23 protein-coding genes are annotated in these 25,209 nt (G+C 63.3%); 11 read left to right on the forward strand and 12 right to left on the reverse strand.

What is annotated here, in order from left to right:
• Positions 1 to 66: 66 nt before the first annotated feature.
• The gene (locus tag N551_RS0123375) at positions 67 to 1,584 is read right to left on the reverse strand and encodes an acetyl-CoA acetyltransferase (protein ID WP_027568948.1); all 1,518 of its coding nucleotides are present in this window, start codon (positions 1,582 to 1,584) and stop codon (positions 67 to 69) included.
• Between the two features lie 119 nt (positions 1,585 to 1,703).
• Positions 1,704 to 2,837, reverse strand: coding sequence for a nitronate monooxygenase (locus N551_RS0123380; protein WP_027568949.1), 1,134 nt, complete (start codon positions 2,835 to 2,837; stop codon positions 1,704 to 1,706).
• 303 nt (positions 2,838 to 3,140) lie between these two features.
• Between N551_RS0123380 and yghU the strand changes: the two genes are divergently transcribed.
• On the forward strand, positions 3,141 to 4,022 hold the full coding sequence (gene yghU / locus N551_RS0123385; RefSeq protein WP_027568950.1) for a glutathione-dependent disulfide-bond oxidoreductase: 882 nt from the start codon (positions 3,141 to 3,143) through the stop codon (positions 4,020 to 4,022).
• A 135-nt stretch (positions 4,023 to 4,157) separates the two neighbouring features.
• Here yghU and N551_RS0123390 read toward each other — a convergent pair whose 3' ends face one another.
• The 3 genes from N551_RS0123390 to N551_RS0123400 all read right to left on the reverse strand — a co-directional run bounded on the left by N551_RS0123390 (position 4,158) and on the right by N551_RS0123400 (position 6,893).
• On the reverse strand, positions 4,158 to 5,435 hold the full coding sequence (locus N551_RS0123390; RefSeq protein WP_027568951.1) for an acyl-CoA dehydrogenase family protein: 1,278 nt from the start codon (positions 5,433 to 5,435) through the stop codon (positions 4,158 to 4,160).
• A 272-nt stretch (positions 5,436 to 5,707) separates the two neighbouring features.
• Complete coding sequence (locus tag N551_RS0123395; RefSeq protein WP_027568952.1) at positions 5,708 to 6,088, reverse strand: VOC family protein; 381 nt, start codon at positions 6,086 to 6,088, stop codon at positions 5,708 to 5,710.
• 25 nt (positions 6,089 to 6,113) lie between these two features.
• Positions 6,114 to 6,893 carry an SDR family NAD(P)-dependent oxidoreductase gene (locus N551_RS0123400; protein WP_027568953.1) on the reverse strand — a complete coding sequence of 260 codons (780 nt, stop codon included), beginning with the start codon at positions 6,891 to 6,893 and terminating at the stop codon, positions 6,114 to 6,116.
• 165 nt (positions 6,894 to 7,058) lie between these two features.
• Between N551_RS0123400 and N551_RS0123405 the strand changes: the two genes are divergently transcribed.
• From N551_RS0123405 to N551_RS0123415, 3 genes are read left to right on the forward strand one after another with little or no spacing between them, the layout of a single operon-like run.
• Complete coding sequence (locus N551_RS0123405; protein ID WP_027568954.1) at positions 7,059 to 7,847, forward strand: enoyl-CoA hydratase/isomerase; 789 nt, start codon at positions 7,059 to 7,061, stop codon at positions 7,845 to 7,847.
• On the forward strand, positions 7,844 to 8,830 hold the full coding sequence (locus N551_RS0123410) for a phosphotransferase family protein (RefSeq protein WP_027568955.1): 987 nt from the start codon (positions 7,844 to 7,846) through the stop codon (positions 8,828 to 8,830). Before N551_RS0123405 ends, N551_RS0123410 begins: the two co-directional genes overlap by 4 nt.
• Before the next feature lie 2 nt (positions 8,831 to 8,832).
• Complete coding sequence (locus N551_RS0123415; RefSeq protein ID WP_027568956.1) at positions 8,833 to 9,210, forward strand: DUF6285 domain-containing protein; 378 nt, start codon at positions 8,833 to 8,835, stop codon at positions 9,208 to 9,210.
• A 164-nt stretch (positions 9,211 to 9,374) separates the two neighbouring features.
• Here the strand turns inward: N551_RS0123415 and N551_RS0123420 are convergent, their stop codons facing one another.
• Positions 9,375 to 10,154 (reverse strand): enoyl-CoA hydratase-related protein, encoded by a 780-nt coding sequence (locus tag N551_RS0123420; protein WP_027568957.1) that lies wholly within the window; start codon positions 10,152 to 10,154, stop codon positions 9,375 to 9,377.
• A 208-nt stretch (positions 10,155 to 10,362) separates the two neighbouring features.
• Here N551_RS0123420 and N551_RS0123425 point away from each other — a divergent pair, with 208 nt between their 5' ends.
• Positions 10,363 to 11,637: an acyl-CoA dehydrogenase family protein gene (locus N551_RS0123425; RefSeq protein ID WP_027568958.1), complete on the forward strand. Its 1,275-nt coding sequence runs from the start codon at positions 10,363 to 10,365 to the stop codon at positions 11,635 to 11,637.
• Positions 11,638 to 11,834: 197 nt separating this feature from the next.
• Here N551_RS0123425 and N551_RS0123430 read toward each other — a convergent pair whose 3' ends face one another.
• Positions 11,835 to 13,412 (reverse strand): fatty acid--CoA ligase, encoded by a 1,578-nt coding sequence (locus tag N551_RS0123430; RefSeq protein ID WP_027568959.1) that lies wholly within the window; start codon positions 13,410 to 13,412, stop codon positions 11,835 to 11,837.
• Between the two features lie 215 nt (positions 13,413 to 13,627).
• A complete protein-coding gene (locus N551_RS0123435; RefSeq protein ID WP_027568960.1) occupies positions 13,628 to 14,500 on the reverse strand; it encodes an SDR family oxidoreductase in 873 nt (290 codons plus the stop codon).
• 115 nt (positions 14,501 to 14,615) lie between these two features.
• On the opposite strand from N551_RS0123435, the gene N551_RS0123440 reads away from it, so the two are divergent.
• From N551_RS0123440 to N551_RS38335, 4 genes are all read left to right on the forward strand, one after another.
• Positions 14,616 to 15,425 carry a crotonase/enoyl-CoA hydratase family protein gene (locus tag N551_RS0123440; protein WP_027568961.1) on the forward strand — a complete coding sequence of 270 codons (810 nt, stop codon included), beginning with the start codon at positions 14,616 to 14,618 and terminating at the stop codon, positions 15,423 to 15,425.
• Positions 15,426 to 15,566: 141 nt separating this feature from the next.
• A complete protein-coding gene (locus N551_RS0123445) occupies positions 15,567 to 17,111 on the forward strand; it encodes an acyl-CoA synthetase (RefSeq protein WP_027568962.1) in 1,545 nt (514 codons plus the stop codon).
• Between the two features lie 93 nt (positions 17,112 to 17,204).
• Positions 17,205 to 17,609, forward strand: a complete 405-nt coding sequence (locus tag N551_RS0123450) for a YccF domain-containing protein (RefSeq protein WP_027568963.1) — start codon at positions 17,205 to 17,207, stop codon at positions 17,607 to 17,609.
• A 463-nt stretch (positions 17,610 to 18,072) separates the two neighbouring features.
• Positions 18,073 to 18,252 carry a hypothetical protein gene (locus N551_RS38335; RefSeq protein ID WP_027568964.1) on the forward strand — a complete coding sequence of 60 codons (180 nt, stop codon included), beginning with the start codon at positions 18,073 to 18,075 and terminating at the stop codon, positions 18,250 to 18,252.
• Positions 18,253 to 18,386: 134 nt separating this feature from the next.
• Here N551_RS38335 and N551_RS0123460 read toward each other — a convergent pair whose 3' ends face one another.
• Positions 18,387 to 19,304 (reverse strand): NADP-dependent oxidoreductase, encoded by a 918-nt coding sequence (locus tag N551_RS0123460; protein WP_027568965.1) that lies wholly within the window; start codon positions 19,302 to 19,304, stop codon positions 18,387 to 18,389.
• Positions 19,305 to 19,649: 345 nt separating this feature from the next.
• The gene (locus N551_RS0123465; protein WP_027568966.1) at positions 19,650 to 20,273 is read right to left on the reverse strand and encodes a TetR/AcrR family transcriptional regulator; all 624 of its coding nucleotides are present in this window, start codon (positions 20,271 to 20,273) and stop codon (positions 19,650 to 19,652) included.
• A 125-nt stretch (positions 20,274 to 20,398) separates the two neighbouring features.
• On the opposite strand from N551_RS0123465, the gene N551_RS0123470 reads away from it, so the two are divergent.
• On the forward strand, positions 20,399 to 21,277 hold the full coding sequence (locus N551_RS0123470) for an SDR family oxidoreductase (RefSeq protein ID WP_027568967.1): 879 nt from the start codon (positions 20,399 to 20,401) through the stop codon (positions 21,275 to 21,277).
• A 97-nt stretch (positions 21,278 to 21,374) separates the two neighbouring features.
• Here the strand turns inward: N551_RS0123470 and N551_RS0123475 are convergent, their stop codons facing one another.
• Positions 21,375 to 22,538, reverse strand: coding sequence for a mandelate racemase/muconate lactonizing enzyme family protein (locus N551_RS0123475; RefSeq protein WP_027568968.1), 1,164 nt, complete (start codon positions 22,536 to 22,538; stop codon positions 21,375 to 21,377).
• A 32-nt stretch (positions 22,539 to 22,570) separates the two neighbouring features.
• Positions 22,571 to 23,845, reverse strand: a complete 1,275-nt coding sequence (gene dctA, locus N551_RS36185) for a C4-dicarboxylate transporter DctA (RefSeq protein ID WP_371180086.1) — start codon at positions 23,843 to 23,845, stop codon at positions 22,571 to 22,573.
• 237 nt (positions 23,846 to 24,082) lie between these two features.
• On the opposite strand from dctA, the gene N551_RS0123485 reads away from it, so the two are divergent.
• The gene (locus N551_RS0123485; RefSeq protein WP_027568969.1) at positions 24,083 to 24,973 is read left to right on the forward strand and encodes a LysR family transcriptional regulator; all 891 of its coding nucleotides are present in this window, start codon (positions 24,083 to 24,085) and stop codon (positions 24,971 to 24,973) included.
• The last annotated feature ends 236 nt before the right edge of the window (positions 24,974 to 25,209 follow it).

The raw sequence follows: 25,209 nt of genomic DNA on the forward strand, positions 1-25,209 counted from the left end.
TCTCTCTGCGGTCCTAAAAAGATTGGTGGGCACGGCTCAAGAGCGCCTTTGCCCACCCTACGAGAGCTACGCCACCCGCCACTCCGGCACGCCATCCGCAGCCATCGCGATCTCGCCCAGCGAACTTACCGGCGTCCTGTTCAAGTCGCGCAGATGCGCCAGTGTTGCGGTATCGCTCGCGGGAATTCGCGCCAGTGTGCGCCTGTCATCTTCGGTCCGCAGCATCACCACGCCATGCTCGACATCGCCGCTCCGGCCGTAGAGCACCGTAAAGCTCTCGACCTTGCCCTTGCCTGAGGCCGCCGTGACGAACTCCGGCACCGCGCGCTTGTTGCTGTCTGCCGCCGCTTGCACGCTCGTCTCCTGTGCCAATGCTTCACGCGGCGCCGCCTTCGATACCACCAGCGCATGATGCTTGGTGACGAAGCCGCCCTGGCCGTAGAGCAGGCCGAGCGTTGCGCCGTCGCGCACACGCCGCACCATCGCGCAGGCGGCATGGGTCATGTAGGTGTTGAGCGGCGCACCGAAGAAGGTGAGGCCGCCTGTTACGGTCGGCTTCACGTCCGCACCCAGGCCCAGCGTCCGCCGCGCCATCTTGGGCACGCACGGGAAGCAGCTATAGAGCTCTATCGCATCGAATTTCTTGCCGTCGCCGCCGGCGAGATCCATCGCAGCCTTCAAGACGGCGTTCTGCGGATGGCTCTCGTAAAACTGGTCGCGGAGGAGATAGTCGCGCGGTTCTTCCGCCGAGGCGCCGCCGAGTGGATAGACCAGCTTGTCCTCGGCGATGCCTGCCGCACGCGCCTTGGTGAGGCTGGTGAGCAGCAGCGCGCCGCCCATGTTGACGCTCGGGTTGGCAACCATCAGCTTGTTGTAGGGCCAAGCGATCAGGCGGTTGTCTGCCGTCGGCGTCGTGATTTCGTGGGGCGTATAGCGCCGCTTCAGCCAGGCGTTGGGATTTTGCGCAGCGGCCTCGGAATAGCGTGACCAGAGTGTACCCGACTCTGCCATCGCCTCGCGCGGTGTCTGGCCCCAATGGGCGGATGATGACGCTTCATAGAAGGGATAGACGGTCACGGGCCGGAACACGCCGAGCTTCACGGCCAGCGGTTTCTGGAACGCTGCGCCGCGTTTCGGCTCCTCGACGTCATGGGCGAACGGCGTCCATGGCAGCTTCGCGCCGGCGCGCTCCGCCTTGGTCGCCGTCGACTGTGCCTCCGCGCCGCACACCGCGGCAACGCTGCATTCACCGCGCGCAATGCGCTTTGCTGCCTCGTGGATGTAGCGGATCGGGCTCTCGCCGCCGACCGGGCCGTAATAGCAATGCGCAGGCGTGATGCCGAGCCGTTGCGCCAGCAGCTGCTCCGGATCGCGATAGCGCCAGCTCAGGAAGTTGACGACGTCGAGCGATTGCACCTCGCCGAGCAGCCTTGCGCCGGCATCAGCTTCCGCGCGCAGCAAGGCCTGTTCGAGCAGGTCGAGCGGCTCGAGGCCATCGGTGATCTCCTTTGGACGGTCGATAATCTCGCCGACGCCGACGATGACGGGGATGCGGTCTTCGGGGGTATGTTTCTTATCTGTCATGCTTCAATTCACGATGTGTCAGTTGTTTCGTCATTGCGAGCACAGCGAAGCAATCCAGGGTTTTCCCGCGATGATAGTTTGGATTGCTTCGCTGCGCTCGCAATGACGGTGTGTGGCAATCACTCCGCCACCAGCGCATTCATGTGCTCGACGGCTTCGGCAAAGTCTTCCTTGAATTCCTGCACCACCGCGCCGGCCGATTTCACGCTGTCGATCAGCCCGACGCCCTGGCCGACGAAATAGCTGACGAGATCGCGGGCCTTCGCGTTGCCGCCCGCCGCCGCGCGGTCGATCGCGTTGAAGGCGTCGCGGCTGACGATGCTTTGCAGCGGCATCGGCAATGCGCCGGGGCTCTCAGGTGCGCGGTCCCAGGCGTCGGTCCAGACCGAACGAAGCTGCCGCGCCGGCTTTCCGGTGCGGCCCTTCGAGCGCACCGCATCGCGCGACGATGCCGCGATCATCTTCTCGCGAAAGATCTCCGTGGTCTCGGCCTCGACGGTGGCAAGCCACACCGAGCCGGTCCAGGCGCCGGCCGCGCCCATCGCCATGCAGGCCGCCATCTGCCGTCCGGTCATAATGCCGCCGGCCGCCAGCACCGGCACGTCGCGGATCTTCTTGATCGCCTTGATCACCTCCGGCACCAGCACCATGGTCGAGACCTCGCCGCAATGGCCGCCGGCTTCGGTGCCCTGGACCACGAGGATATCGACGCCGGCCGCGACCTGGCGCAGCGCGTGCTCCTTGGCCCCGACCAGCGCAGCGACCGGCACGCCGTGCTTCCTGCCCATCTCGATCATGGCCTTCGGCGGCACGCCCAAGGCATTGGCGATCAGGCGGATCGGGTGCTTGAACGAGACCTCCAGCAGCTCCAACGCGGTCCTGCCGTCGAACGGCTGCGGCTGGTTGTCGGCGACCTCGGTGGTCGTGAGTTCGATGTCGTATCTCTTCAGGAGATCGCGCGTGTAGTTGCGGTGCTCCTGCGGCACGCGCGCTTCAAGGCTCTTCCAGGTGACGTCCTTCTCGCCCGAGGTCGAGATATTTTCGGGGATCAGCACGTCGATACCGTAGGGCTTGCCATCGACGTGCTCGTCGATCCATTTCAGCTCGCGCTCCAGCGTATCCGGCGTGTGCACGGTCGCACCTAACACGCCAAACCCGCCGGCGCGGCTGACGGCGGCGACGACATCGCGGCAATGGCTGAAGGCGAGCAGGGGGAAATCGATGCCCAGCATGTCGCAGATCGGCGATTTCATCGTTCCCTCCGGCGGCCTCGCGTTGCTGTCATTGCAATCTTGAGCGAAGGCTCATCGACGCTAGACCATCGTCTTGCGCAATGCCAATCCGGATTTGGCAGCGCATCTTGCGTGCACACGCCGTATTGCGCGAAGCCGTACGCCCGGCTCGACAGATGCGGATTCTCGTGATGCCCGTCCTCGGCAACGTCGGATGCATGACGCGGCCTCAAGGCCCGCGCCGGACGCAGGGCCGGCAGGGCTTGCCATCGGCCGTCCGTGGGCTAATTAATGCAGGCGCATCTTTTTCGCCGGAGCCCTCTCATGACCGACGCCCCCGCCTACGTGCCGCCGAAAGTCTGGACCTGGAACAAGGAAAACGGCGGACAGTTCGCCAGCATCAACCGTCCCATTGCCGGTCCCACCCATGACAAGGAGCTGCCGGTCGGCAAGCATCCCTTCCAGCTCTATTCGCTGGCGACGCCGAACGGGGTGAAGGTCACGGTCATGCTGGAGGAGCTTCTGGCGCTCGGCCACAAGGGCGCGGAGTACGACGCCTGGCTCATCAAGATCGGCAACGGCGACCAGTTCGGCAGCGGCTTTGTCGACATCAATCCGAATTCCAAGATCCCGGCGCTGATGGACCGCTCCGGCCCGGAGCCGATCCGGGTGTTCGAGTCCGGCTCGATCCTGTTCTACCTCGCGGAAAAGTTCGGCGCGTTCCTGCCGAAGGACATCAAGAGCCGCACCGAGGCGATGTCGTGGCTGTTCTGGCAGATGGGCAGCGCGCCCTATCTCGGCGGTGGCTTCGGCCATTTCTACGCCTACGCGCCGACAAAGATCGAATATGCCATCGACCGTTTCGCAATGGAGACCAAGCGCCAGCTCGACGTGCTCGACCGCCGGCTCGCCGACAACGAATATCTCGCCGGCAGCGAATACACCATCGCCGACATGGCGGTATGGCCCTGGTACGGCGCGCTCGCCAAGGGGCTGGTCTATGGCGCCGGCGAATTCCTCTCGGTGCAGGACTACAAGCACGTGCAGCGCTGGACCGACCAGATCGCCAAGCGCCCGGCCGTCAAGCGCGGCCGCATGGTCAACCGCGTCTCCGGCGATCCCGCCAGCCAGCTCCACGAGCGGCATGATGCCGGCGATTTCGAGACCAGGACGCAGGACAAGATCGAGGCAGCGAAGCCTGCGTGAAGCTATTCGCAGATGTCGTAGGGTAGGCAAAGCGAAGCGTGCCCACCACTTCTTGCGATACGATGGTGGGCACGGCGCGCGAAGAGCGCACCTTTGCCCACCCTACGGCTCTTCCCGAGCGGGAAGAGGTAGCGCTCACGCCATGCTCAGCTCGTGGCGTCCCACCACCATCCAGTGCACCTCGTCCGGACCATCCGCGAAGCGCAGATGGCGGACATCCTGGTACATTTCGGCGAGCGGGGTCCAGTGCGAGATGCCGGTGGCGCCGTGCATCTGGATCGACTGGTCGATGATCTTGCAAGCTCGCTCCGGCACCATGGCCTTGACCATGGAGACCCAGACGCGGGCCTCCTTGTTGCCGAGCACGTCCATGGCCTTGGCGGCCTTCAGCACCATCAGCCGCATCGCCTCGATCTCGCAGCGCGCCTGCGCGATGATCTGCATGTTGCCGCCGAGATGGGCGATCTTCTTGCCGAATGCTTCGCGGGTGAGGCCACGCTGCACCATCAAATCGAGCGCCTTCTCCGCCTTGCCGATGGTGCGCATGCAGTGATGGATGCGGCCCGGGCCCAGCCGAAGCTGCGAGATCTCGAAGCCGCGGCCTTCGCCGAGCAGAATGTTCTCCTTGGGCACGCGCACATTGTTGAAGCGCATATGCATGTGGCCGCGCGGCGCGTGGTCCTGGCCGAACACGTACATGGGGCCGAGCACCTCGACGCCGGGCGTGTCGCGCGGCACCAGGATCTGCGACTGCTGCTTGCTCGGCGCCGCATCCGGATTGGTCTTCACCATCACGATGAGGATCTTGCAACGGGGATCGCCGACGCCGGAGATGTAATACTTCTCGCCGTTGATGACCCATTCGTCGCCGACGAGCTTTGCACTCGTCGAGATGTTCTTGGCATCGGAGGAGGCGACGTTCGGCTCGGTCATGACATAGGCCGAGCGGATCTCGCCGTTCATTAGCGGCTTCAGCCACTTCTCCTTCTGCTCCTTGGTGCCGACGCGCTCTAGCACCTCCATGTTGCCGGTATCAGGCGCCGAGCAGTTCATGCTCTCCGAGGCCAGCGGGCTCTTGCCGAGCTCGGAGGCGATATAGGCGTAGTCGAGATTCTTCAGGCCCTGGCCGGTCTCGTCGTCGGGCAGGAAGAAGTTCCAGAGGCCTTCCTGCTTGGCCTTGTTCTTGGCCTTCTCCAGCACCTCGAGCTGCTTCGGCGTGAAGCTCCAGCGGTCTTGCTTGCCTTCGCCGGCCTTGGCGAACTCGATCGACATCGGCTCGACGGTGTCGCGGATGAACTTCCTGACGTGATCATAGAGCGGCCGGACCTGGTCCGACATCCTGAGGTCGTTGAGCTCGTCGCCGGGATTGAGGGTGTAGTTGGTGGTGCGGGGAATATAGGTGTGTTTTGTCATTGTTCCTCCCGGGGGCGCTGAGATCGTGTTGGTCGCGAGAATAGTCGCAGCGTCGCCAAAGTGCGAGCGCGCATTTTTCAACGCGAGCCATGCCATGCGATGGAATATCGCGGGCGTTTGAAATGTTGTTTGAATGGGGCTGCATTCTCGCTGTCATCGCCCGACTTGATCGTACGATCCAGTACTCCGTGACGTCGGTGATTCATGAAGAAGCCGCGGCGTACTGGATGCCCCGGTCAAGCCGGGGCATGACAGTGGTGCTTGCGGCTGGCTCAGTTCGCCATCCGATGCATCGCGCAGATTTTGTTGCCATCCAGGTCGCGCAAATACGCGATATAGAGATTGACGCCGGGGCCTTGGCGGATGCCGGGAGGATCTTCGCAGGGAATGCCGCCGGCAGCGATGCCGGCCGTATGCCATGCATTGACCTGCTCCGGCGAGTTGGCGGCAAAGCCGATGGTGCCGCCATTCGCAGGCGTCGCCGCTTCGCCGTTGATCGGCTTTGTGACCGAGAACACGCCGGTCTTGGTGATGTAGAAGATGCGATGGCCGTCGACGCGCGCCGGCCGCACCTCGAGCGTGGACAGCAAATTGTCGTAAAAGGCCTTGGCCTTGTCGAGGTCGTTGGTGCCGATCATGACGTGTGAAAACATGTGCCCGTTCCCCTCATTATGAAAATCAAAACGCCGTATAACCGCCGTCGATCACGAACGTATCCGCCGTGTGGTACGACGACGCCTTGCTCATCAGATACACCGCGATGCCGCCGAAATCGCTGGCCTCGCCGAAGCGCCGCACCGGAATTCGCGGCATCACGTTGGCCACGAATTTTTCGTTAGCCATCAGGCCCGACGTCATGTCGCTCTTGATCCAGCCGGGCAGGATCGCATTCGCGGTGACGCCGTGGCGCGCCAGCTCGACGCCGAGCGCGCGGACCAGCGCGTTGATCGCGGCCTTGGTCGCCGCGTAGTGCTCGTTGCGGGCGGTGCCGAAGATCGAGGCGAGGCTCGAGGTCGCCACCAGCCGGCCGAAGGGATCGCCGGCCTCGGCGCGCTGGGTCATGTGTTTTGCGGCCGTCTGGAACGCGTGGAACACGCCGTCGAGATTGGTCGCAAACATTGTGCGCCATTCCTCTTCGGTGCGTTCGATGAAGGAGCGCCGGCCGCCGCCGCCGATGCCGGCATTGGCGAAGCAGCCGTCGACGCGGCCGAATGTGTCCAGCGTGGCCTTCATCGCGGCATTGACCGAGGCCGGGTCGGTGACGTCGCAGACCCGCGCGTCGACCTTGCCGGGCAAGCCCGCCAGGCTCGCGGCAGCGCTGCTGTTCTTGTCAGGATTGCGGCCCCAGATCGAGACGTTGCAGCCCTGGCCGGCGAGCGCCTGCGCGATGCCGAGTCCGATCCCGCCATTGCCGCCGGTGATCACGGCGACCCGTCCTGAAAGGTCGAAAAGGTTCATGGCGCGTTTCCTGTTTTTGCTTGGCGCGCATCAGCCGCTGCGCGCAAGATTGCTTGCTATGCTCCGATCACCATGGACAAGACCGCGCCAAAAATCAAATATGCGCCCCGGCAAAAGCAATTCCGGTCTGCGAAACTGGTGCAGGCCGCAACTCACGAGGAAACCATGCAGTTCAAACACGTCACGCTCGATCTCGATGGTTCGGTCGCGATCCTCAAGCTCGACCATCAGGAGGTGATGAACGCGGTCTCCGTCGACATGCTGGGCGGTCTCGCGGAAGCGCTCGACGCGATCGAGGAAAAGAAGGACGAGGTGCGCTGCGTCGTGCTCACCGGCGCGGGACGGGCGTTCTGCACCGGCGCCAATCTGCAGGGCCGCAATAACCAGTCGAAGAAGACCAAGGCCGGCCTGACGCTCGAGACCGGCTTTCATCCCTTCCTGCGCCGCATCCGCAATCTGCATTGCCCGATCGTGACTGCGGTCAACGGCCCGGCGGCCGGCGCCGGCATGAGCTTCGCGCTGCTCGGCGACATGATTTTATGCGCGCGCTCGTCCTATTTCCTGCAAGCCTTCCGCCGTATCGGCCTCGTGCCGGATTGCGGCTCGACCTGGCTCTTGCCGCGGCTGATCGGCAAGGCACGCTCGATCGAATTGTCGCTGATGGGCGAGCGGCTTCCCGCCGAGAAGGCGCTGGAATGGGGCCTCGTCAACCGCGTCTATGATGACGGCGTGCTGATGGAGGAGGCGATGAAGCTCGCGCGCGACCTCGCCAGCGGCCCGACGGTCGCGCTGTCGCTGATCCGCAAGCTCTATTGGGACAGCCCGGAAAATTCCTTCGAGGATCAGCTCAATCTCGAATTCCAATGCCAGCTCCGCGCCGGCGACACGGATGATTTCCGCGAAGGCGTCGGCGCGTTCCTGGAGAAGCGCCCTGCGCAGTTCAAGGGCAAATGATCGAGCCCGAGCTCTCCCGCAGCGTTGCGCGCTGGTGCAAGGGGGCGACCGGCGTGACCGGCGCGGCCAAGCTGTCCGGCGGCGCCAGCCAGGAGACCTGGCGCTTCGACATCGTGCATCCCGACGGGCCGATCGGTGCGATCTTGCGCCGCTCGCCGAAAGGCTATGGCGCGGCGCCGACGCGCGCGGCGGGTCTTGCCGCCGAAGCGCAACTGATGAAGCTCGCCTATGAGGCCGGCGTGCCGTCGCCGCGCGTGATGCATGTGCTGGTGCCCGACGACGATCTCGGCACCGGCTTCATCATGCAGCGGGTCGAGGGCGAAACCATCGCGCGCAAGATCCTGCGCGACGACGAGTTCGCCGCGGCGCGGCCGCGTCTCGCACGGCAGATCGGCGGCGTGCTCGCGAATCTGCACAGGCTACCAGGCGACAAATTGCCCAAGCTGCGTAGCCGGTCCGCGACCCAGGAGATCGGCGAGTTCGAACGCGATTATCGCAGCCTGGACTGGCCAAAGCCGGTGTTCGAATTGGCGCTGCGCTGGCTGCGCGACCAGGACCCGGGTCCCGCCGGCGAGACGACGCTGGTGCATGGCGATTTCCGCAACGGCAATCTCATCATCGGTGCCGACGGCGTGCGTGCGGTGCTGGACTGGGAGCTCGCCCATCTCGGAGATCCCATGGAGGATCTCGGCTGGGTCTGCGTCAATTCCTGGCGCTTTGGCGAGATCGACAAGCCGGTCGGCGGCTTTGGCTCGCGTGAGGAGCTGTTCGCCGGCTATGAGGCGGCTGGGCGGAAGGTCGATCCATCGCGTGTCAAATTCTGGGAAGTGATGGGCACGCTGCGCTGGGGCATCATGTGCGGCGGCATGATGCAGCGCTTTCGCGAAAGTCCGGACCATTCGATGGAACGCGCCATGATCGGCCGTCGCGCTTCCGAGACCGAGATCGATCTGTTGCGGCTGCTCGCGCCGCGGGGGAGTTGACCATGCAGGACGAGCCGACCCCGATCGAGCTGACCAAGTCAGTCGCCGATTTCCTCCGCAACGACATCACGCCGCTGATCTCCGGCCACCAGGCCTTCAAGCTGCGCGTCGCCATCAACATCCTCGATCTCGTGACACGGCAGTTGACGCGGGAGGAGGGGAGCGATGCTGCGGAGGTGGCGCGGCTGCGCGGGTTGCTCGGCATGGACGGCTCGGTCACCGACCTGAACCGCGCGCTCGCCGAGCGCATCGCCAAAGGCGAGGTCGATCTGGCAACGCCGGGCCTCGCCGAGCATCTGTGGCAGACAACGATGGACAAACTTGCCGTCGACCAGCCGGGTTATGCATCGTACAAGCGCGAGTTGGGGCGAGACGGGTAAGCGGCGCCTAATTCTCCGCGGTCATCGCCCGCGAAGGCGGGCGATCCAGTATTCCAGAGACGGCAGTGATTGGGCTGAGAAGTCGCGGCGTACTGGATGCCCCGGTCAAGCCGGGGCATGACACCGGTGGTGTTGGGAGTCGTGACGGGCGGAGAGAGACCGCCCTACTTCCCCACCCATTTCGGAGGCCGCTTCTCCGCAAACGCCTTCGGGCCCTCGATGTAGTCCTGCGAGGCCACCATCGCCTTCACCGCCGGATATTCCCGCTGCTCCTCGATCGCCTGCTCCAGCGACACGCCGAGGCCCTTCTGGATCGCCTGCTTCGAGGCGCGGATCGACATCGGCGAATTCTTGGTGATCATCTCGGCCCAGCGCAGCGCGGCCGTGAGCGCCTCGCCCTGCGGCACCACCTCGTTGACGAAGCCGAGCTCGTGGCCCTCCTTGGCGCTGACATGGCGCGCGGTGAGGATCATGCCCATGGCGCGCTTCAACCCGATCTGGCGCGGCAGCCGGTGCAGGCCTCCGGCAAGCGCGGCCAGCCCCACCCGCGGCTCGGGCAGGGCGAAGGTCGCGTTCTCCGAGGCAATGATGAGGTCGCAGGCCAACGCGATCTCGAAACCGCCGCCCATGGCGACGCCGTTGACCGCGGCAATGATCGGCTTGTCGCAGTCGAAGCGCGCGGTGAGGCCGGCAAAGCCACCCTTGTCCCAGCCGCGCTTGCCGCCGGCCGCCTGCCACTTCAGATCGTTGCCGGCGCAGAACGCCTTGTCGCCGCTACCGGTGACGACCGCGATCCACTGCTCGGGATCGGCGGAGAAATCGTCAAATACCTTTTGCAGCTCGAAATGCGCGTCGGTGTGCAGCGCGTTGTAGACCTCGGGCCGCGACAGTGTGACGATCGTGATCGGCCCCTTGCGTTCCACCTTTGAGAACTTCAGCTCCATGGTCGCTCCGCATTTTCTCGTGAAGGAATATTGCGGCCATACTAGCGCGCAGGCGCGTTTCAACACCATCGAATTGCGCGGGCGCGCCTTGCGCCTCTCACACGCCTCGCATTGCTTGACTTGGCGGCGCTCTTCTCACCTTAATCGTGCGAAGTAAAGCTGCGCCCAGCGCCTTAACACAAAACGAAAAGACACCCGGGAGAGAGCCGTGGATTTCTCATTGCCTGCCGATCTCGTCGCCTATCTCGCAGAGCTCGACCGTTTCATCGAACGCGAGATCAAGCCGCTGGAGGAAGCCGACGACAACATCCGCTTCTTCGATCATCGCCGCGAATGGGCGCGCACCGATTTCGAGAATGGCGGGCTGCCACGCCACGAATGGGAAGCGCTGCTGCGCAAGGCCAAGGATCTCGCGGACGCCGCCGGCCATCTGCGCTTTCCGGTGCCGAAGCAATATGGCGGCAAGGATGGCTCCAACCTCTGGATGGCCGTCATCCGCGAGCACTTTGCAGCCAAGGGGCTCGGTCTGCACAACGATCTCCAGAACGAGCACTCCATCGTTGGCAATTTCCCTGTCGCGACCATGCTGGATCGCTATGGGCGCGACGACCAGAAGGCGATGATCGATGGCTCCATCAAGGGCAAGTACCGCATCACCTTCGGCCTGACCGAGCCAAATCATGGCTCCGACGCCACCCACATGGAAACGCGCGCGGTGCCGGCGACCCGCGACAACGTCAAGGGCTGGATCATCAACGGCGAGAAGATGTGGACCACCGGCATGCACGTCGCCACCCACTGCGCACTGTTCGCGCGGACCTCGGGCAATGACGGCGATGCGCGCGGCATCACCTGCTTCCTGGTTCCAGCCAAGAGCCATGGCGTGAAGATCGAAGAGTACATGTGGACCTTCAACATGCCGACCGATCATCCCCGCGTCAGCTTCACCGACGTGTTCGTTCCCGAGGACGCGCTGTTCGGCGAGGTCGGCCGCGGCCTGTCTCTGGCGCAATGTTTTGTCCATCAGAACCGGATCCGGCAGGCAGCGAGCTCGCTCGGCGCGGCGGTCTACTGCATCAACCAGAGCGTGAAATATGCGCGTGAGCGTAAACCGTTCGGCAAGGCGCTGGCCGAGAACCAGGCCATCCAGTTCCCGCTGGTCGAGCTGGCGACGCAGGCCGAGATGCTGCGCCTGTTGATCCGCAAGACCGCCTGGGAGATGGACAAGCTCACCGAGGAGCAGATCGAGCGCACGCTCTCCGACCGCGTCTCGATGTGCAACTATTGGGCAAACCGCCTCTGTTGCGAATCCGCCGACCGCGCCATGCAGGTCCATGGCGGCATGGGCTATTCACGCCACAAGCCGTTCGAGCACATCTACCGCCACCACCGCCGCTATCGCATCACCGAGGGCAGCGAGGAGATCCAGATCCGCAAAGTAGCGGGATTTTTGTTCGGTTATATGGGGCCCGGGAAGCACTAGAGGATTGTCGCGAGCGGAGCGATCCAAAGTCTTTCCAGAGAGACGGTCTGGATTGCTTCGTCGCAAGGGCTCCTCGCAATGACGGAGCAGAGAGGCGCGCATCTGCCTCCACACCGTCATTGCGAGCGAAGCGAAGCAATCCAGAGATGCCGCCATGGACGGAGCTCCCGATTGCACGATCGCTTCTCAAAGCGAGCCTAATTGACCCTTCTATCCTTCCCTGCCCAGTACGGCTCCCTCAACTGCCGCCGCAAGATCTTGCCTGACGGATTGCGCGGCAATGCAGGCAAGAACTCCACGCTCTTGGGCGTCTTGAAGCCGGCGATGCGCTCGCGGGTGAAGTTGATGATATCGCTTGCGGTCGCTTGCTTGCCGGGCTTCATCACCACGACGGCCTTCACCGCCTCGCCCCATTTGTCGTCGGGTATGCCGATCACGGCGGCCTCGGCGACGTCAGGATGATCGCACAGCGCGCTCTCGACCTCGGCCGGGTAGATGTTCTCCCCGCCGGAGATGATCATGTCCTTGATGCGATCGTGGATGTAGAGATAGCCGTCCTCGTCCATGTAGCCGGCGTCGCCGGTGCGCAGCCAGCCGTCGCCGCGTAGCGTCGCGGCGGTCGCTTCCGGCAGGTTCCAATAGCCTGCCATGTTGGAGCCCGAGCGTGTCGCGATCTCGCCGACCTCGCGCGGCGGCAGCGGCTTGCCGTCCACATCGAGGATCGCGATCTCGACGCCCGGCAGCGCCTTGCCGGCCGAGCGCATCCGCTCCAGCCCCTCGATATGATCCTCCGGCGGCAGCGCGACGATGGTGCCGGTGGTCTCGGTCATGCCGTACATCTGCACGAAGCCGCATCTGAAGATCTCGATGCATTCCTTCAGCAACGCCGCCGGGATCGGCGAGGCGCCATAGAGCATGTATTTCAACCGCGAGAAATCGACCGTTTTGGCGCGGGGTTGACGCACCACGAACTGCATCGCCGCGGGCACCATGAACAGCTTGGTGATGCCGGACTGTTCGAAAAAATCCAGCACTTTTGTCGGATCGAACTCGCGCGCGATCACGCCGCGGGCGCAGTGATAGAGCCCCATCACGCCCCAGCCGGAGCCGCCGATATGGAAGATCGGCATCGCGACCAGCGACACATCGTCGGTCGACCACCGGTTCCACTCGGGCTTGTCCTCGGCATTGCCGGTTTGCACGAGGTTGAGGAAGTTCGCATGCGACAGCATCGCGCCCTTCGGCTTGCCCGTCGTACCCGACGTGTAGAGCTGGATCGCGATGTCCCGGGCGGCGATCGGCACCTTCGGGTCGTCGCCGCTCTGCGCGTCGCGCCAAGCGGCAAAATCCTGCCATTCCGGCGCGCCGCCTTCGGTGGTGATGACGCTGCGCACGTCCGGCAACTGGTCCCTGATCTGGCGGACGTGGGTGATGAACTCGGGCCCGACGAACAGCACCGGCGCCTTGCAGTCGCCAACGATGAAGGCGACCTCCGGGCCCGCGAGCCGCCAGTTCACCGGCGCCATCACCACGCCGGCCTTCATGGCGCCCATCAGCAGCTCGAAATAGATGTCGCTGTTCTTGCCGAGATAGGCGATGCGCTCGCCGCGTCTCACGCCCATCGCGATCAGCGCATTGGCCACTTTATTCGTCTTGATGTCGAATTCGGCAAAGCTGGTGGTGCGCCCCTCGAACTCGAAGGCGATCGCGTTGCCGCGGCTCGTCGCGCGCTCGCGCACCATGTCGGCGAGATTGGCCAATGGCTGTGTGGTCATGTTTCTCCCATATCGTCTTGTTCTTATGTCGCGGAGTGTGGCGTCATCCGCAGGGGAAGACAAGACGGGGGAAGGCACGCCATGGCTTCAACATTGTCGTCCCGGCGAAGGCCGGGACCCATAACCATCAAACGCAATTTGGCGAAGACTGGGTCATGACCAATCTTCGCCGATTTGGTGTGTATGGGTCCCGGCCTTCGCCGGGACGACAGCAATTACCCCCGCTTCGCACGATCCTTCTCGTTCTGCGCCATGATGCTCTCGCGCGCGGTTTTCCAGTCGTCGTCGCTCCAGTCGCGGAGCTGGTAGAAATTGCCGCCCATCGCGAGCGCCTGCGCGCCGTCCATGGCGATGGTCTCGCCGGAGATCCAGTCGCAGCCGCCGGAGATCAGGAACACGGCGACGTTCTGCAATTCCTCCATGGTGCCGACGCGACCCATCGGGTTCATCGCCTTGGTGCGCGCGCCGGCTTCGTCGCCCGGCTTGATGCGCTTGCTCATGCCCTCGGTCGGGATCTCGCCCGGCGCGATCGTGTTCAGCCGGATGCCGTAGCGGCCCCATTCGGTGGCGAGCGACATCGTCATCGCATGGATCGCGGACTTGCTCATCGCCGACGGCACCACGTAAGGCGAGCCGTTGCGCACCCAGGTCGTGGTGATCGAGACGACGTTGCCGGGCTGCTTCAACGCGATCCAGCGCTTGCCGACCGCATGCGTCACGTAGAACGTGCCGTGCATGACGATGTTGGCGACCGCATCGAAGCCGCGCGGCGACAGCTCCTCGCTGCGCGAGATGAAATTCCCGGCGGCGTTGTTGATGAGGTCGGTGAGGGGGCCGTCGCGAAAGATGGTTTCGATCATCTCCTCGACCGCGAGCGCGTTGCGAATATCGACGCCGTGGCTCGTGACGCGGCCGCCATACTCGGCCATCAGCTCGGTCGCGGTCTCGTCGCAGACGATCTTGCGCCGGCCGCAGATGTGCACTTCGGCGCCGAGCTGGAGAAAGCGCGCCGCCATCGACTTGCCGAGCCCGGTGCCGCCGCCGGTCACGAGGATGCGCCGTCCCGCCAGAAGATTTTCCTTGAACATGGCTGTTTCCCCCGCAGTGATTGTCGGTTAATTGATCGATTGACTAAATCCGGCCGCCGTCGTCCTGTAAAGCGGCACCGAACAAAAACAGCCGGGAACCAGGGGAGAATCATCCATGGAAGAGCGCGTCTCGATCTCGATCTCGGAAGGCGTCGCCGACGTGCGCCTGGTGCGCGCGGACAAGATGAATGCGCTGGATCAGGCCATGTTCGAGGCCCTTGTCGCTGCAACCGATCGGCTTTCGAAGGAAAAAGGTGTGCGCGCCGTCGTGCTGTCCGGCGAGGGCCGCGCCTTCTGCGCCGGTCTCGACATGGGGCGTTTTGCCGCCATGAAAGAGAAGGGCGGCAACGGAATTCCGGGTGGCCAAAATCGCGACCTCACCAAACGCACGCACGGTCAGGCGAATTTCGCGCAACAGGCGGTGTGGGGCTGGCGCCAGCTTCCGGTCCCCGTGATCGCGGCGATCCAGGGCGTCGCCTTCGGCGGCGGCTTCCAGCTCGCGCTCGGCGCCGACATGCGCTTCCTCACCCCGGATGCGCGGATGTCGGTGATGGAAATAAAATGGGGCTTGGTGCCCGACATGGCGGGCACGCCGATCCTGGCCTCGCTCGTGCGCGATGACATCTTGCGCGATCTCACCTACACCGGCCGCATCTTCTCCGCGCAGGAGGCGATGGCTTACGGTCTCGCCACGCGCATCTGCGACGACCCGCGCGCGAGCGCCCTCGACGTCGCGCGCGAGATCGCGGGAAAAAGCCCCGATGCGATCCGCGCCGCGAAACGCATGCTCAACAATCTCTCGGTCGATCCGGGACCCGCGCTACTCGCCGAGTCCGTCGAGCAGCAGAAGTTGATCGGCAGCGCCAACCAGACCGAGGCGGTGCGTGCCAATCTGGAGAAGCGCGCGCCCAAGTTTGCGGATTAGCGACTTTCTCCGTCATGGCCGGGCTTGTCCCGGCCATCCACGTTCTTGGCCCAAGGCGACACGCAAGAACGTGGATCACCGGGACAAGCCCGGTGATGACGAGTAACGGACATCGTCGCTAAACAACAAAGAAAAACAACAATGAGCGAAACCTCAAATTTCCTCGGCATCGTCTCCGGCGAGCGCAGCCGCTCCCATGCCGAGGTCGCTGATCGCGCCGACCGCATCGCCGCCGGCCTCAGCCAGATCGGCGTCAGGCAGGGCGATTGCGTCTGCATGCTGATGCGCAACGATATCGCCTTCATCGAAGCTGCCTATGCAGCGATGCGGCTGGGCGCCTATGGCGTACCGATCAACTGGCACTTCAAGCCGGAGGAGATCAATTACATCCTGAACGACACCGGCACGTCCGTGCTGATTGGCCATGCCGACATGCTGCATGCTCTGCGCGATGCGATCCCGAAAGGCGTCACCGTGCTCAGCGTGCCGACGCCGCCGGAGATCCTGTCCAGCTACAAGATCGATCCCGATCATCTGAAGACGCCGGACCTCGCGATCGATTTCGAATCCTGGCTCGTAGAGCACCAGCCCTATGACGGCCCGATCGTGCCGCAGCCCATGAACATGATCTACACCTCGGGCACGACAGGCCACCCCAAGGGCGTACGGCGCAACGCGCCGACGCCGGAGCAGGCGGCTGCCGGCGAGCGCATGCGCGCGATGATCTACGGGCTCAAGCCCGGCGCCCGCACGATCCTGCCGGGTCCGCTCTATCACTCCGCGCCGAACTCGTTCGGCATTCGCGCCGGCAAGCTCGGCGGCGCACTGGTGCTGATGCCGCGGTTCGAGCCCGAGGAATTTCTCGGGCTGATCGAGCGCTACAAAATCGACACCATCTTCATGGTGCCGACCATGTTCATCCGCCTGATGAAGCTGCAGGAGGAGGTGCGCAAGAAATACGACGTCTCCTCGCTCCGCCATATCATCCATGCCGCAGCACCCTGTCCGGCGGACGTCAAGCGCGCCATGATCGAATGGTGGGGGCCGGTGATCTACGAATTCTACGGCTCGACCGAATCCAGCGCCGTCACCTTCGCGACCTCCGAGGACGCGCTGAGGAAGCCCGGCACCGTCGGCAAAATATCGCCCGGCGCCGAGCTGCGCTTCATCGGCGATGACGGACGCGTGCTGGGCGTAGGCGAGATCGGCGAGATCTATTCGCGCATGGCCGGGATGGCCGATTTCACCTACCACAACAAGCCGGAGAAGCGCGCCGAGATCGATCGCGACGGCTTCATCACCTCGGGCGACGTCGGCTATATCGACGAAGAGGGCTACGTCTTCATCTGCGATCGCAAGCGCGACATGGTGATCTCGGGCGGCGTCAACATTTACCCGGCCGAGATCGAGTCGGTTCTGCACGCGGTGCCCGGCGTGCATGATTGCGCGGTGTTCGGCATCCCCGATGCCGAGTTCGGCGAAGCGCTGATGGCCGTGGTCGAGCCACAGCCGGGCATCGCGCTCAACGCCGGCGATATCCGCGCGCAGCTGAAGGCGTCGCTCGCCGACTACAAGGTGCCAAAACACATCGAGATCCGCACCGGGCTGCCGCGCGAAGATTCCGGCAAGATCTTCAAGCGCCGCCTGCGCGATCCCTATTGGGAGCAGGCGGGGCGGAAGATCTAGCGGTCGATCTACGCTTTGCGTGCGTCGATACCATCCTGGCAGGGACGGATTCCGAGCCTATATAGGCGGGATCATCGTCTCGCGGATCATCCCATGGCTCCCGTTTCCATCCTGCTCAACCTGCTCTGGATTCTCATCGGCGGCGCCTGGATGGCGCTCGGCTGGCTGGTCGCCGCGGTCATCATGGCGATCACCATCGTCGGCCTGCCCTGGGCGCGGGCCGCGTTCAACATCGCGGTCTACACGCTGATGCCGTTCGGCTCCCGGGCGGTCAACCGCTATGAGGTCACCGGTGTCGAAGATATCGGCACCGGCCCGCTCGGGGTGATCGGCAACATCATCTGGTTCGTGCTGGCCGGCTGGTGGCTGGCGCTTGGCCACCTCCTCACCGCCCTGGCCCTCGCGATCACCATCATCGGCATTCCCTTCGCTTGGGCCCACCTCAAGCTCGCGGGCATCGCGCTCTGGCCGATCGGCAAGGTGATCGTGCCGGCCTAGGGGAGTCGTAAGCGTCCCCGCGGCACATCCTTCGAGACGCCCGCCGTTGGCGGGCCCTCGGGATGAGGGCGGAACAAGTGGCTGCACCTGCAACAAATCCCGACGCAGCTCAGCCTTATCCTGAGGAGACCGCGAAGCGGTCGTCTCGAAGGACGAGGCGCTTGCTCGGGTCGTGGGATGGGTAGAGCGCCAGCGAAACCGCAATGCGTCACGTTTCATTGCAACTTTTTCCCGGCTTCATTGTTGACGAGCGGGCGCGAACGCGGCCGCAATGTGCCGCGGCTGGCCCTTGGTTCATTCTTATCGGGAGGCGATTGCATGAAGTGGCTTTGTTTGATCGGCTTTGTGGCGGGGTCAGTTGCTCTAATCCCCTCACCCTCTGCTTCGGCGATGCCCGTTGCCAAGCCGGACGCACTGGGCGCGTCTCAGACTGACACCATCGAGGTCAAGGGCGGCCACGGACATGGCGGTGGCCACGGCTGGGGTCATCGCGGCGGCCGTGGTCATCATTACGGCTGGGGCAGAGGCCGAGGCCATCACTATGGCTGGCGGCACCATCACCACTGGTAAGCGTCACTATTGTCCCGAGATCGGAGTGGTGATCACGTTTAATGCGGACCGCGAAGCACATCCGGGAGCTTGAGGACCAACTAAGCTCGTAGGATGGGGTAGAGCGTGAGCGAAACCCATCAAACTGTCCCCCAATGACGAAACATGATGGGTTTCGCAAGGGCTCAGCCCATCCTGCACGCTGCGTGCATCAATGGGCATGCTCTCTCAGGGACGAACGCGAATGATCGTATTCCCCTTGCGTCGCCTGGTCGGGTTTAAGGCGGTGACCGCATCGTCGAAGATCGAGATGTTGCCGATATTCGTCCGCAGTCGTCCGTCCCGCACCCGCTGGACGATCTCACTCAGTTGGGCACGATCGGACTCGACGACGAAGTCGACCGCCAGGCCATCGGAGGGCCGCGTCTCTGCGGGCCCGACGATGGTGACCAGTGTTCCTCCGACTCCAATCAATCCTGCGGACCGCTTCTGGATGTCACCGCCGATGACATCGAACACCAAGTCGACTTTGCCGATGTCTTCCAGGGCATCGTTGTCGAGGTCGACGAACTCCTTCGCGCCGAAGTCGAGCACTGTCTGACGGTCGGCGGCGCGTCCAGAGCCGATGACGTAGGCGCCGGCCTCTCGTGCGAGTTGCGTCACCATCGACCCGACTGCGCCGGCCGCGCCGTGTGCGAGGACGCTCTGCCCCGCCTGGAGACGGCCATGCTGGAACAGCCCTTGCCACGCGGTTAGGCCCGAGACCGGCAGGCTTGCGCCCACCGTGAAGTCGACGTCGCCCGGGAGCGGCGCGAGATTGCGTGCCTCGATCGCCACATACTCGGCCAGTGTGCCGTCGCGATACCAGTCCGCGAGGCCAAACACCCGCTGTCCTACCGACAACCCCGTAGTGCCATATCCGAGAGCGGTAACCACTCCAGCCAACTCATGCCCAGGGATCGACGGCGTTCGGTCACGCTCGAGGCGATCTGTCCAGGTCGAGGGCCACGTCAACTCGGTCGGAACAAATCCCGACGCATGAACCTGAACGACGACGTCGTTTATCGATGCCTGCGGCTCGGGCCGGTCCACCAGCTTCATCCCGGCCGTTCCCGCGGCCCGTTCCGTTACAACGATCGCCTTCATGGGATTACCTCCTCGGTCATTGTCTCTTGATGCAACTGTTGCTGGCAGCGTAAGCACAAAGGCTATCTACAAACTGCCGGGCGGTGTGGAAGTGTCCGCGATCTGCGCTGTCTGCATTGACCGGCTCGTATTGAGACTGCCGATCGGGTTCGCTTCGGTCGCGGTACTAGCAGCTAGATGCGTCGCGCCTGGTCATGAATCCAGTACCAAGATTGCAAATTTTGGCTGCACCAAGCGCATTCAGACGGCGCTTAGCTTGAGCGCGTAGGATGAGTAGAGCGCCAGCGAAACCCATCAAACCGGCCGCCGATGACGAAGCATGATGGGTTTCGCAAGGGCTACGGATCAGGACGACGAGGCGATCCCGTTTTCCAGCAACACTCTGGCTGCCTCGCGGTTAGCCTGGACGATGGCGGGATCACGCGTTGACTGTGCGATCACGAGCGAGCCTTCGAACAGCGACAGGATCTGGATCACGGCCCTTTCGGGTTTGCTCAATGCCAAGGGCTCAATGAGTGACGCAACGAAGCCGTGCAACTTTGTAAAATACGCTGCGATGGTCGCCTCTACGTCCGGGGAGTTTGCCTCCGGGCCGAATTCGGCCATTCCTTTCGCGAACGGACAGCCGCGGAATGAAGGCGCAAGGAGCGGTTGTTCGAGTGCGTCGAAAACAGCGAGAACGCGCTCCACTGGCGTGAGACCGGCTCGCTCGGTGGAGGTCGAAAGCATCTGAAACCAGACGGCGCTCTTGTAGCGCAGGTAGGTGGCGATGAGGTCGGCCTTCGAGGGAAAGTGCTTGTAGAACGTCATCTTGGCCACGCCGCTTTCGGCGATGAGCCGGTCGATTCCGACAGAGTTGATGCTGAACCGGTAAAACAGATCTGACGCCGTCTTCAAAATGCGCTCGCGCGGGGCGAGCGCATCGAGCGGTTGAATATCCACGTCCACGAAATCAAGCAGCGTGCCCATCGATCGTCCTTAACCGAGCCGTTTGCGTCACTGGACAGACTATTCTGTCAATTTACGGATTGCAAAGACATACAGGTCTGTCTATAGGTTCCGTCGTTCCTTGGATTTGAGAGAAAGATCGTGAGATGAGCGGAAAAGTTGTGATTGTGACGGGTGCGAGCAGTGGTTTTGGGAAACTCACCGCCTCGGAGCTCGCAAGGCGGGGTCACAAGGTGGTTGCTGCCATGCGCGACGTCGCAGGAAGAAATAGCCGTGTTCGCGACGAGCTTGTCGAAGCGGCAAAGGCCGAAGGGCGTGCGCTCCAGGTTCTGGAGATGGACGTTGCCGACGAGCAATCCGTCAACGCCGCGATCGCGGATGTCGTCCGGCAGCACGGCAGGGTCGATGCCCTGATCAACAACGCGGGAATGATGCCCGTGGGCGTCACGGAAGCCTATACGGTCAAGGATATCGAAGCGCAGTTCGCCGTGAACTTCTTCGGCGCCGTTCGCACCGATCGCGCCGTTCTGCCGCACATGCGGGCCGCCGGCGGCGGCGTCCTCATCCATGTCACGTCGCTCATGGGTCGGGTGGTCTTCCCGTTCTTCGGTGTCTATTCCGCCAGCAAGTTCGCGCTCGAAGCCCTCGCGGAAGCCTACCGCTACGAGCTTTCGAGCTTCGGCGTCGATTCGGTCATCGTCGAGCCAGGCCCGTTCCCGAGCAACCTTCTTCCATCCAGCCCCGAACCCTCCGACCACGTCGTGCTGAAAACCTATGGCGATGTCGCGGCGATCCCGGGTCAGATCAAGCAGCACTCCAACGATGGAAACGATCCGCAGAATCCGCCACAGCCCCAGCGCGTCGCGAATGCGATCGCGCATCTGGTCGAGGCCACGGAACGGCGGCCTCTGCGGACGGTCGTGATGCCCGAAGGCATGGATTTCGGTGTCCAGCGGCTGAACGAGGCCGTCGCCCCGATTCAGAACGACCTCCTTCGCGCGCTCGGCATGGCGAGCATGATTTGACGGGAAGACGACGAGGAACAAACTCTACAGCAACAGGGTCACCGCGATGGGCGGTAAGGGCGCCGCAACCAATCCGGAGCAACTCTTTGCAGCCGGCCTATTCCGCCAGTTCGCGCATGACCTTGATGAGATCCGACTTGCCCTCGAAGCCGATGCCCGGAATGTTCGGCATGACGATGTGACCGTCCTGAACCCGGACCGAATCCGGGAATCCACCGTAGGGCTGGAAGAGGTCCGGGTAGCTCTCGTTGCCGCCGAGCCCTAGACCGGCGGCGATGTTCAACGACATCTGGTGACCACCGTGCGGGATGCAGCGCGACGGCGACCAACCGTGTTGGGCTAGGACGTCCAGGGTCCGGAGATATTCGACGAGACCGTATGACAAGGCACAGTCGAACTGCAGCCAGTCGCGGTCCGGGCGCATGCCGCCGTAGCGGAGCAGGTTGCGAGCGTCTTGATGCGAAAACAGGTTCTCGCCCGTGGCCATCGGACCGGGATAGAATTCGGCGACGGCGGCCTGGAGGGCGTAGTCGAGCGGATCGCCAATCTCCTCATACCAGAACAGCGGGTACTGGCGCAGCATTTTGGCATAGGCGATGCCGGTCTCGAGATCGAAGCGGCCGTTGGCATCGACGGCGAGCTTGGCCTGCGACCCGATTTCCTTGAGCACGGCCTCGATGCGGCCGCGGTCCTCGTCGATCGACGCGCCACCGATCTTCATCTTCACGACGTTGTAGCCGCGGTCTAGATAGCCGCGCATTTCTGCCTGCAATGCGGAGTTGTCCTTGCCGGGATAGTAGTAGCCGCCGGCAGCGTAGACGAAGACCCGCGGGTTGGCCTCCTTGCCCTTCATTTCGGCCAGCAGGCGGAAAAGTGGCTTGCCGGCGATTTTTGCGGTCGCATCCCAGATTGCCATATCGAGCGTTCCGACGGCCACGGAACGCTCGCCGTGACCGCCGGGCTTCTCGTTCGACATCATCTTCGCCCAGATGCGATGCGGATCGAGATTGGTACCGTCGTCGTTCAGCAGGCTGACGGGTTCGGCTTCCAGAATGCGGTCGCGAAAGCGCTCCCGGATCAGTCCGCCCTGACCGTAGCGGCCGTTCGAATTGAAGCCGTAGCCGATCACTCGCCGCCCGTCGCGGACGACGTCGGTTACGACGGCGACGAGGCTGGACGTCATCTTCGAGAAATCGATGTAGGCATTCCGGATCGGTGACGAGATTGGCTTGGTCGCCTCGACGACATCTACGATACGCATCGGCATTCTCCGTTTTAAGTTGCTGACTCGGGTTAGTGGGTTGTCTCGGGAAGTTCGTATTCGCCTGTGATGGGCTCCTTGCCATGAAGGCGCATGGCCTCCGCTGCCTGCTTCTGGTCAAAGGCGCCGTCCCACTTGGCGATCGCGATCGTCGCGATCCCGTTGCCGATCAGGTTGGTCACGGCGCGGGCTTCGTTCATGAAGCGATCGACGCCGAGCAGTAGAACGAGCCCGGCTACGGGAACGGTGTGGATCGAAGAGAGGGTCGCGGCGAGCGTCACGAATCCGGCGCCAGCGACGCCAGCGGATCCCTTCGACGTCAGGAGAAGCACGCCCAGCAGGACAATCTGGTCGCCGAGGGAAAGATCGGTGTTCGTCGCCTGGGCTACGAAGATGGCGGCCATGGAAAGGTAGATCGACGTTCCGTCGGCATTGAACGTGTAGCCGGTGGGCAGCACCATGCCGACGACGGTCTTGTCGCAACCGAGCCGTTCGAGTTTGACCAGCATCTGCGGCATCACCGCTTCGGTCGAGCAGGTGCCCAGGACGATGAGGATCTCGTCCTTGAAGTAACGGAAGAACTGCGGCAGCGAAAAACCGGCCCACGTCGCGATGCCGCCGAGCACCACGACGACGAAGAGAATGGTGGTGACGTAGACACCGAGCATCAGATAGCCGAGCGACCAGAGCGTCGCGATCCCGTACTTCCCGATCGTGAACGCGACCCCAGCCCCGGCTCCTAGCGGGGCGAGGCGCATCACCATGGCCACGATCCGGAACAGGGCGTGCAGCAGGATGTCGATCACGTTCACCAGCGGCTTGCCGTAATCGCCGAGTTGAACCATGGCGATGCCGATCAGCACCGAAATCAGGATGACCTGCAGCATCATTCCCTTGGCGAAGGCCTCCACGATCGTGGTCGGGATGATGTCGAGTAGGAACTGCACGAAACCGTGGTTGCCGTCAGCGGCCTTTACGTAGGCCGAGATCGATCCCGCATCGATGTGGCTGGCGTCGATGTTCATGCCAACGCCTGGCTTGATCACGTTGACGACGACCAGGCCGATCACCAAGGCCAGTGTCGAGACGACCTCGAAGTAGATCAGCGACTTGACACCGATCCGGCCGACTTCCTTGATGTCGCTCATCTTGGCTATGCCGACGACGACCGTACCGAAGATGATCGGCGACAGCAGCATCTTGATCAATTTGATGAAGCCGTCGGCGAGCGGCTGAAGGCTCGTCCCGACCTGAGGCCAGAGATAGCCCACCAAACCGCCGAGCAGGATGGCAAGGAGGACCTGCACATACAGTTCGCTCAAAAGTCCGAATGATGACGCTTTTCTCAATGTTTTCTCCCCTGATGGCCGCGCTGTGCCGGGCCGTGGATCGGCCTCTATAGCTGTTTGGAAAGGGCCGCTCCGATGTCCGGAACGACTTCCGTCCTGCTGCGGTGTTGTATAGCCTGCAGCGATCCGTAGGCTTCAGGCGGGGAGAAGGCTAATGCTGTTGCCGAGAATAGTTATGCCGATTTGGCATTACCGATGGAGCTGATCTGGTTTGAGGACTATCTGGCTCTCTCCGAGACCTTGAGCTTCTCCAAGGCGGCCGAAGCCCGTCACGTCACCCAGCCGGCCTTCAGCCGGCGTATCCGGGCATTGGAGGACTGGGTGGGGGCGCCGCTATTCGTTCGCACGACGCACAGCGTGACGCTCACGCCCGCCGGGGAGCATTTCCACGGCCAGGCAGAGATCCTGACCAGAGCGCTTCACCAACTGCGCCGCCAGACCCTCGAAGTGGCCGGCCGGGGCGTGGGACCGCTGTCGATCGCGGCGACGCATGTATTGTCGTTCACGTTCTTTCCGAAGTGGGTCCGGAGCAGCGAGAAGATCCTCGCCTTAGGCAATCTTAATCTGGTTTCCGACAGCATGCTGGCGTGCGAGCGGATGATGCTCCGGGGCGACGTGTCGTTCTTGTTGTGCCACTACCACCGCAGCATGGGCAGCCGGCTCGATACCAGGCAATTCAAGAGCATTGTCGTAGGGACCGACACGCTACTTCCGCTCAGCGCAGCGGGCACCGGCCGGAAGCCGCGGTGGTCGCTGCAGAGCGACGAGACCATCCCCTACTTGGCCTACAGCCCGCAGTCAGGGCTGGGCCGTATCGTTGCAAGTCAGTTAGCGAAAAGAGACCTGAAGAAGATCTTCACGTCGCATCTCGCCGCGACGCTGCTATCGATGGTCAGGTCCGGAGACGGTGTCGCCTGGCTTCCGCGAACGTTGGCCGAAGACGACATCAAGGCGGGTTCGCTGGTCGCGGCCGGCGATGCCAAGTCCGTAATCCCGATCGAGATACGGCTCTTTCGCCCGGCTGCACGACAGAGTCACGAAGTTGAAGCTCTCTGGTTGGCATTCGAACCTGCAGAGGTCGGCTGAAGAAACATTCGGCTCCCATGGTGACTACTACGCCCACGGTCTTCCGACGCCAAAACACACTACAGGCAGGTCAAGGAGTGGCACCGATAAATATTCTGACTCACCGAATTCACGGCTTCGGGTAAACCGCAAGACATCCCGGCCCGCTAAAAGGGCGTTTCGCGATCGTCACGATACGTGAGCCGGGATGCGATGGACGCGGCAGCGCCGGCGCGTGACGAGGTGGCAGGGCGGGC

Origin of the sequence: Bradyrhizobium sp. URHA0013, assembly GCF_000518345.1 — a bacterium.
Classification (GTDB): domain Bacteria; phylum Pseudomonadota; class Alphaproteobacteria; order Rhizobiales; family Xanthobacteraceae; genus Bradyrhizobium.

Coding starts and splice junctions, on each gene's coding strand:
- N551_RS0123375 (WP_027568948.1), bottom strand. CDS start 1,584: ATGACAGATAAGAAACATACCCCCGAAGACCGCATCCCCGTCATCGTC.
- N551_RS0123380 (WP_027568949.1), bottom strand. CDS start 2,837: ATGAAATCGCCGATCTGCGACATGCTGGGCATCGATTTCCCCCTGCTC.
- yghU (WP_027568950.1), top strand. CDS start 3,141: ATGACCGACGCCCCCGCCTACGTGCCGCCGAAAGTCTGGACCTGGAAC.
- N551_RS0123390 (WP_027568951.1), bottom strand. CDS start 5,435: ATGACAAAACACACCTATATTCCCCGCACCACCAACTACACCCTCAAT.
- N551_RS0123395 (WP_027568952.1), bottom strand. CDS start 6,088: ATGTTTTCACACGTCATGATCGGCACCAACGACCTCGACAAGGCCAAG.
- N551_RS0123400 (WP_027568953.1), bottom strand. CDS start 6,893: ATGAACCTTTTCGACCTTTCAGGACGGGTCGCCGTGATCACCGGCGGC.
- N551_RS0123405 (WP_027568954.1), top strand. CDS start 7,059: ATGCAGTTCAAACACGTCACGCTCGATCTCGATGGTTCGGTCGCGATC.
- N551_RS0123410 (WP_027568955.1), top strand. CDS start 7,844: ATGATCGAGCCCGAGCTCTCCCGCAGCGTTGCGCGCTGGTGCAAGGGG.
- N551_RS0123415 (WP_027568956.1), top strand. CDS start 8,833: ATGCAGGACGAGCCGACCCCGATCGAGCTGACCAAGTCAGTCGCCGAT.
- N551_RS0123420 (WP_027568957.1), bottom strand. CDS start 10,154: ATGGAGCTGAAGTTCTCAAAGGTGGAACGCAAGGGGCCGATCACGATC.
- N551_RS0123430 (WP_027568959.1), bottom strand. CDS start 13,412: ATGACCACACAGCCATTGGCCAATCTCGCCGACATGGTGCGCGAGCGC.
- N551_RS0123435 (WP_027568960.1), bottom strand. CDS start 14,500: ATGTTCAAGGAAAATCTTCTGGCGGGACGGCGCATCCTCGTGACCGGC.
- N551_RS0123440 (WP_027568961.1), top strand. CDS start 14,616: ATGGAAGAGCGCGTCTCGATCTCGATCTCGGAAGGCGTCGCCGACGTG.
- N551_RS0123445 (WP_027568962.1), top strand. CDS start 15,567: ATGAGCGAAACCTCAAATTTCCTCGGCATCGTCTCCGGCGAGCGCAGC.
- N551_RS0123450 (WP_027568963.1), top strand. CDS start 17,205: ATGGCTCCCGTTTCCATCCTGCTCAACCTGCTCTGGATTCTCATCGGC.
- N551_RS38335 (WP_027568964.1), top strand. CDS start 18,073: ATGGCGGTGGCCACGGCTGGGGTCATCGCGGCGGCCGTGGTCATCATT.
- N551_RS0123460 (WP_027568965.1), bottom strand. CDS start 19,304: ATGAAGGCGATCGTTGTAACGGAACGGGCCGCGGGAACGGCCGGGATG.
- N551_RS0123465 (WP_027568966.1), bottom strand. CDS start 20,273: ATGGGCACGCTGCTTGATTTCGTGGACGTGGATATTCAACCGCTCGAT.
- N551_RS0123470 (WP_027568967.1), top strand. CDS start 20,399: ATGAGCGGAAAAGTTGTGATTGTGACGGGTGCGAGCAGTGGTTTTGGG.
- N551_RS0123475 (WP_027568968.1), bottom strand. CDS start 22,538: ATGCGTATCGTAGATGTCGTCGAGGCGACCAAGCCAATCTCGTCACCG.
- N551_RS0123485 (WP_027568969.1), top strand. CDS start 24,083: ATGGAGCTGATCTGGTTTGAGGACTATCTGGCTCTCTCCGAGACCTTG.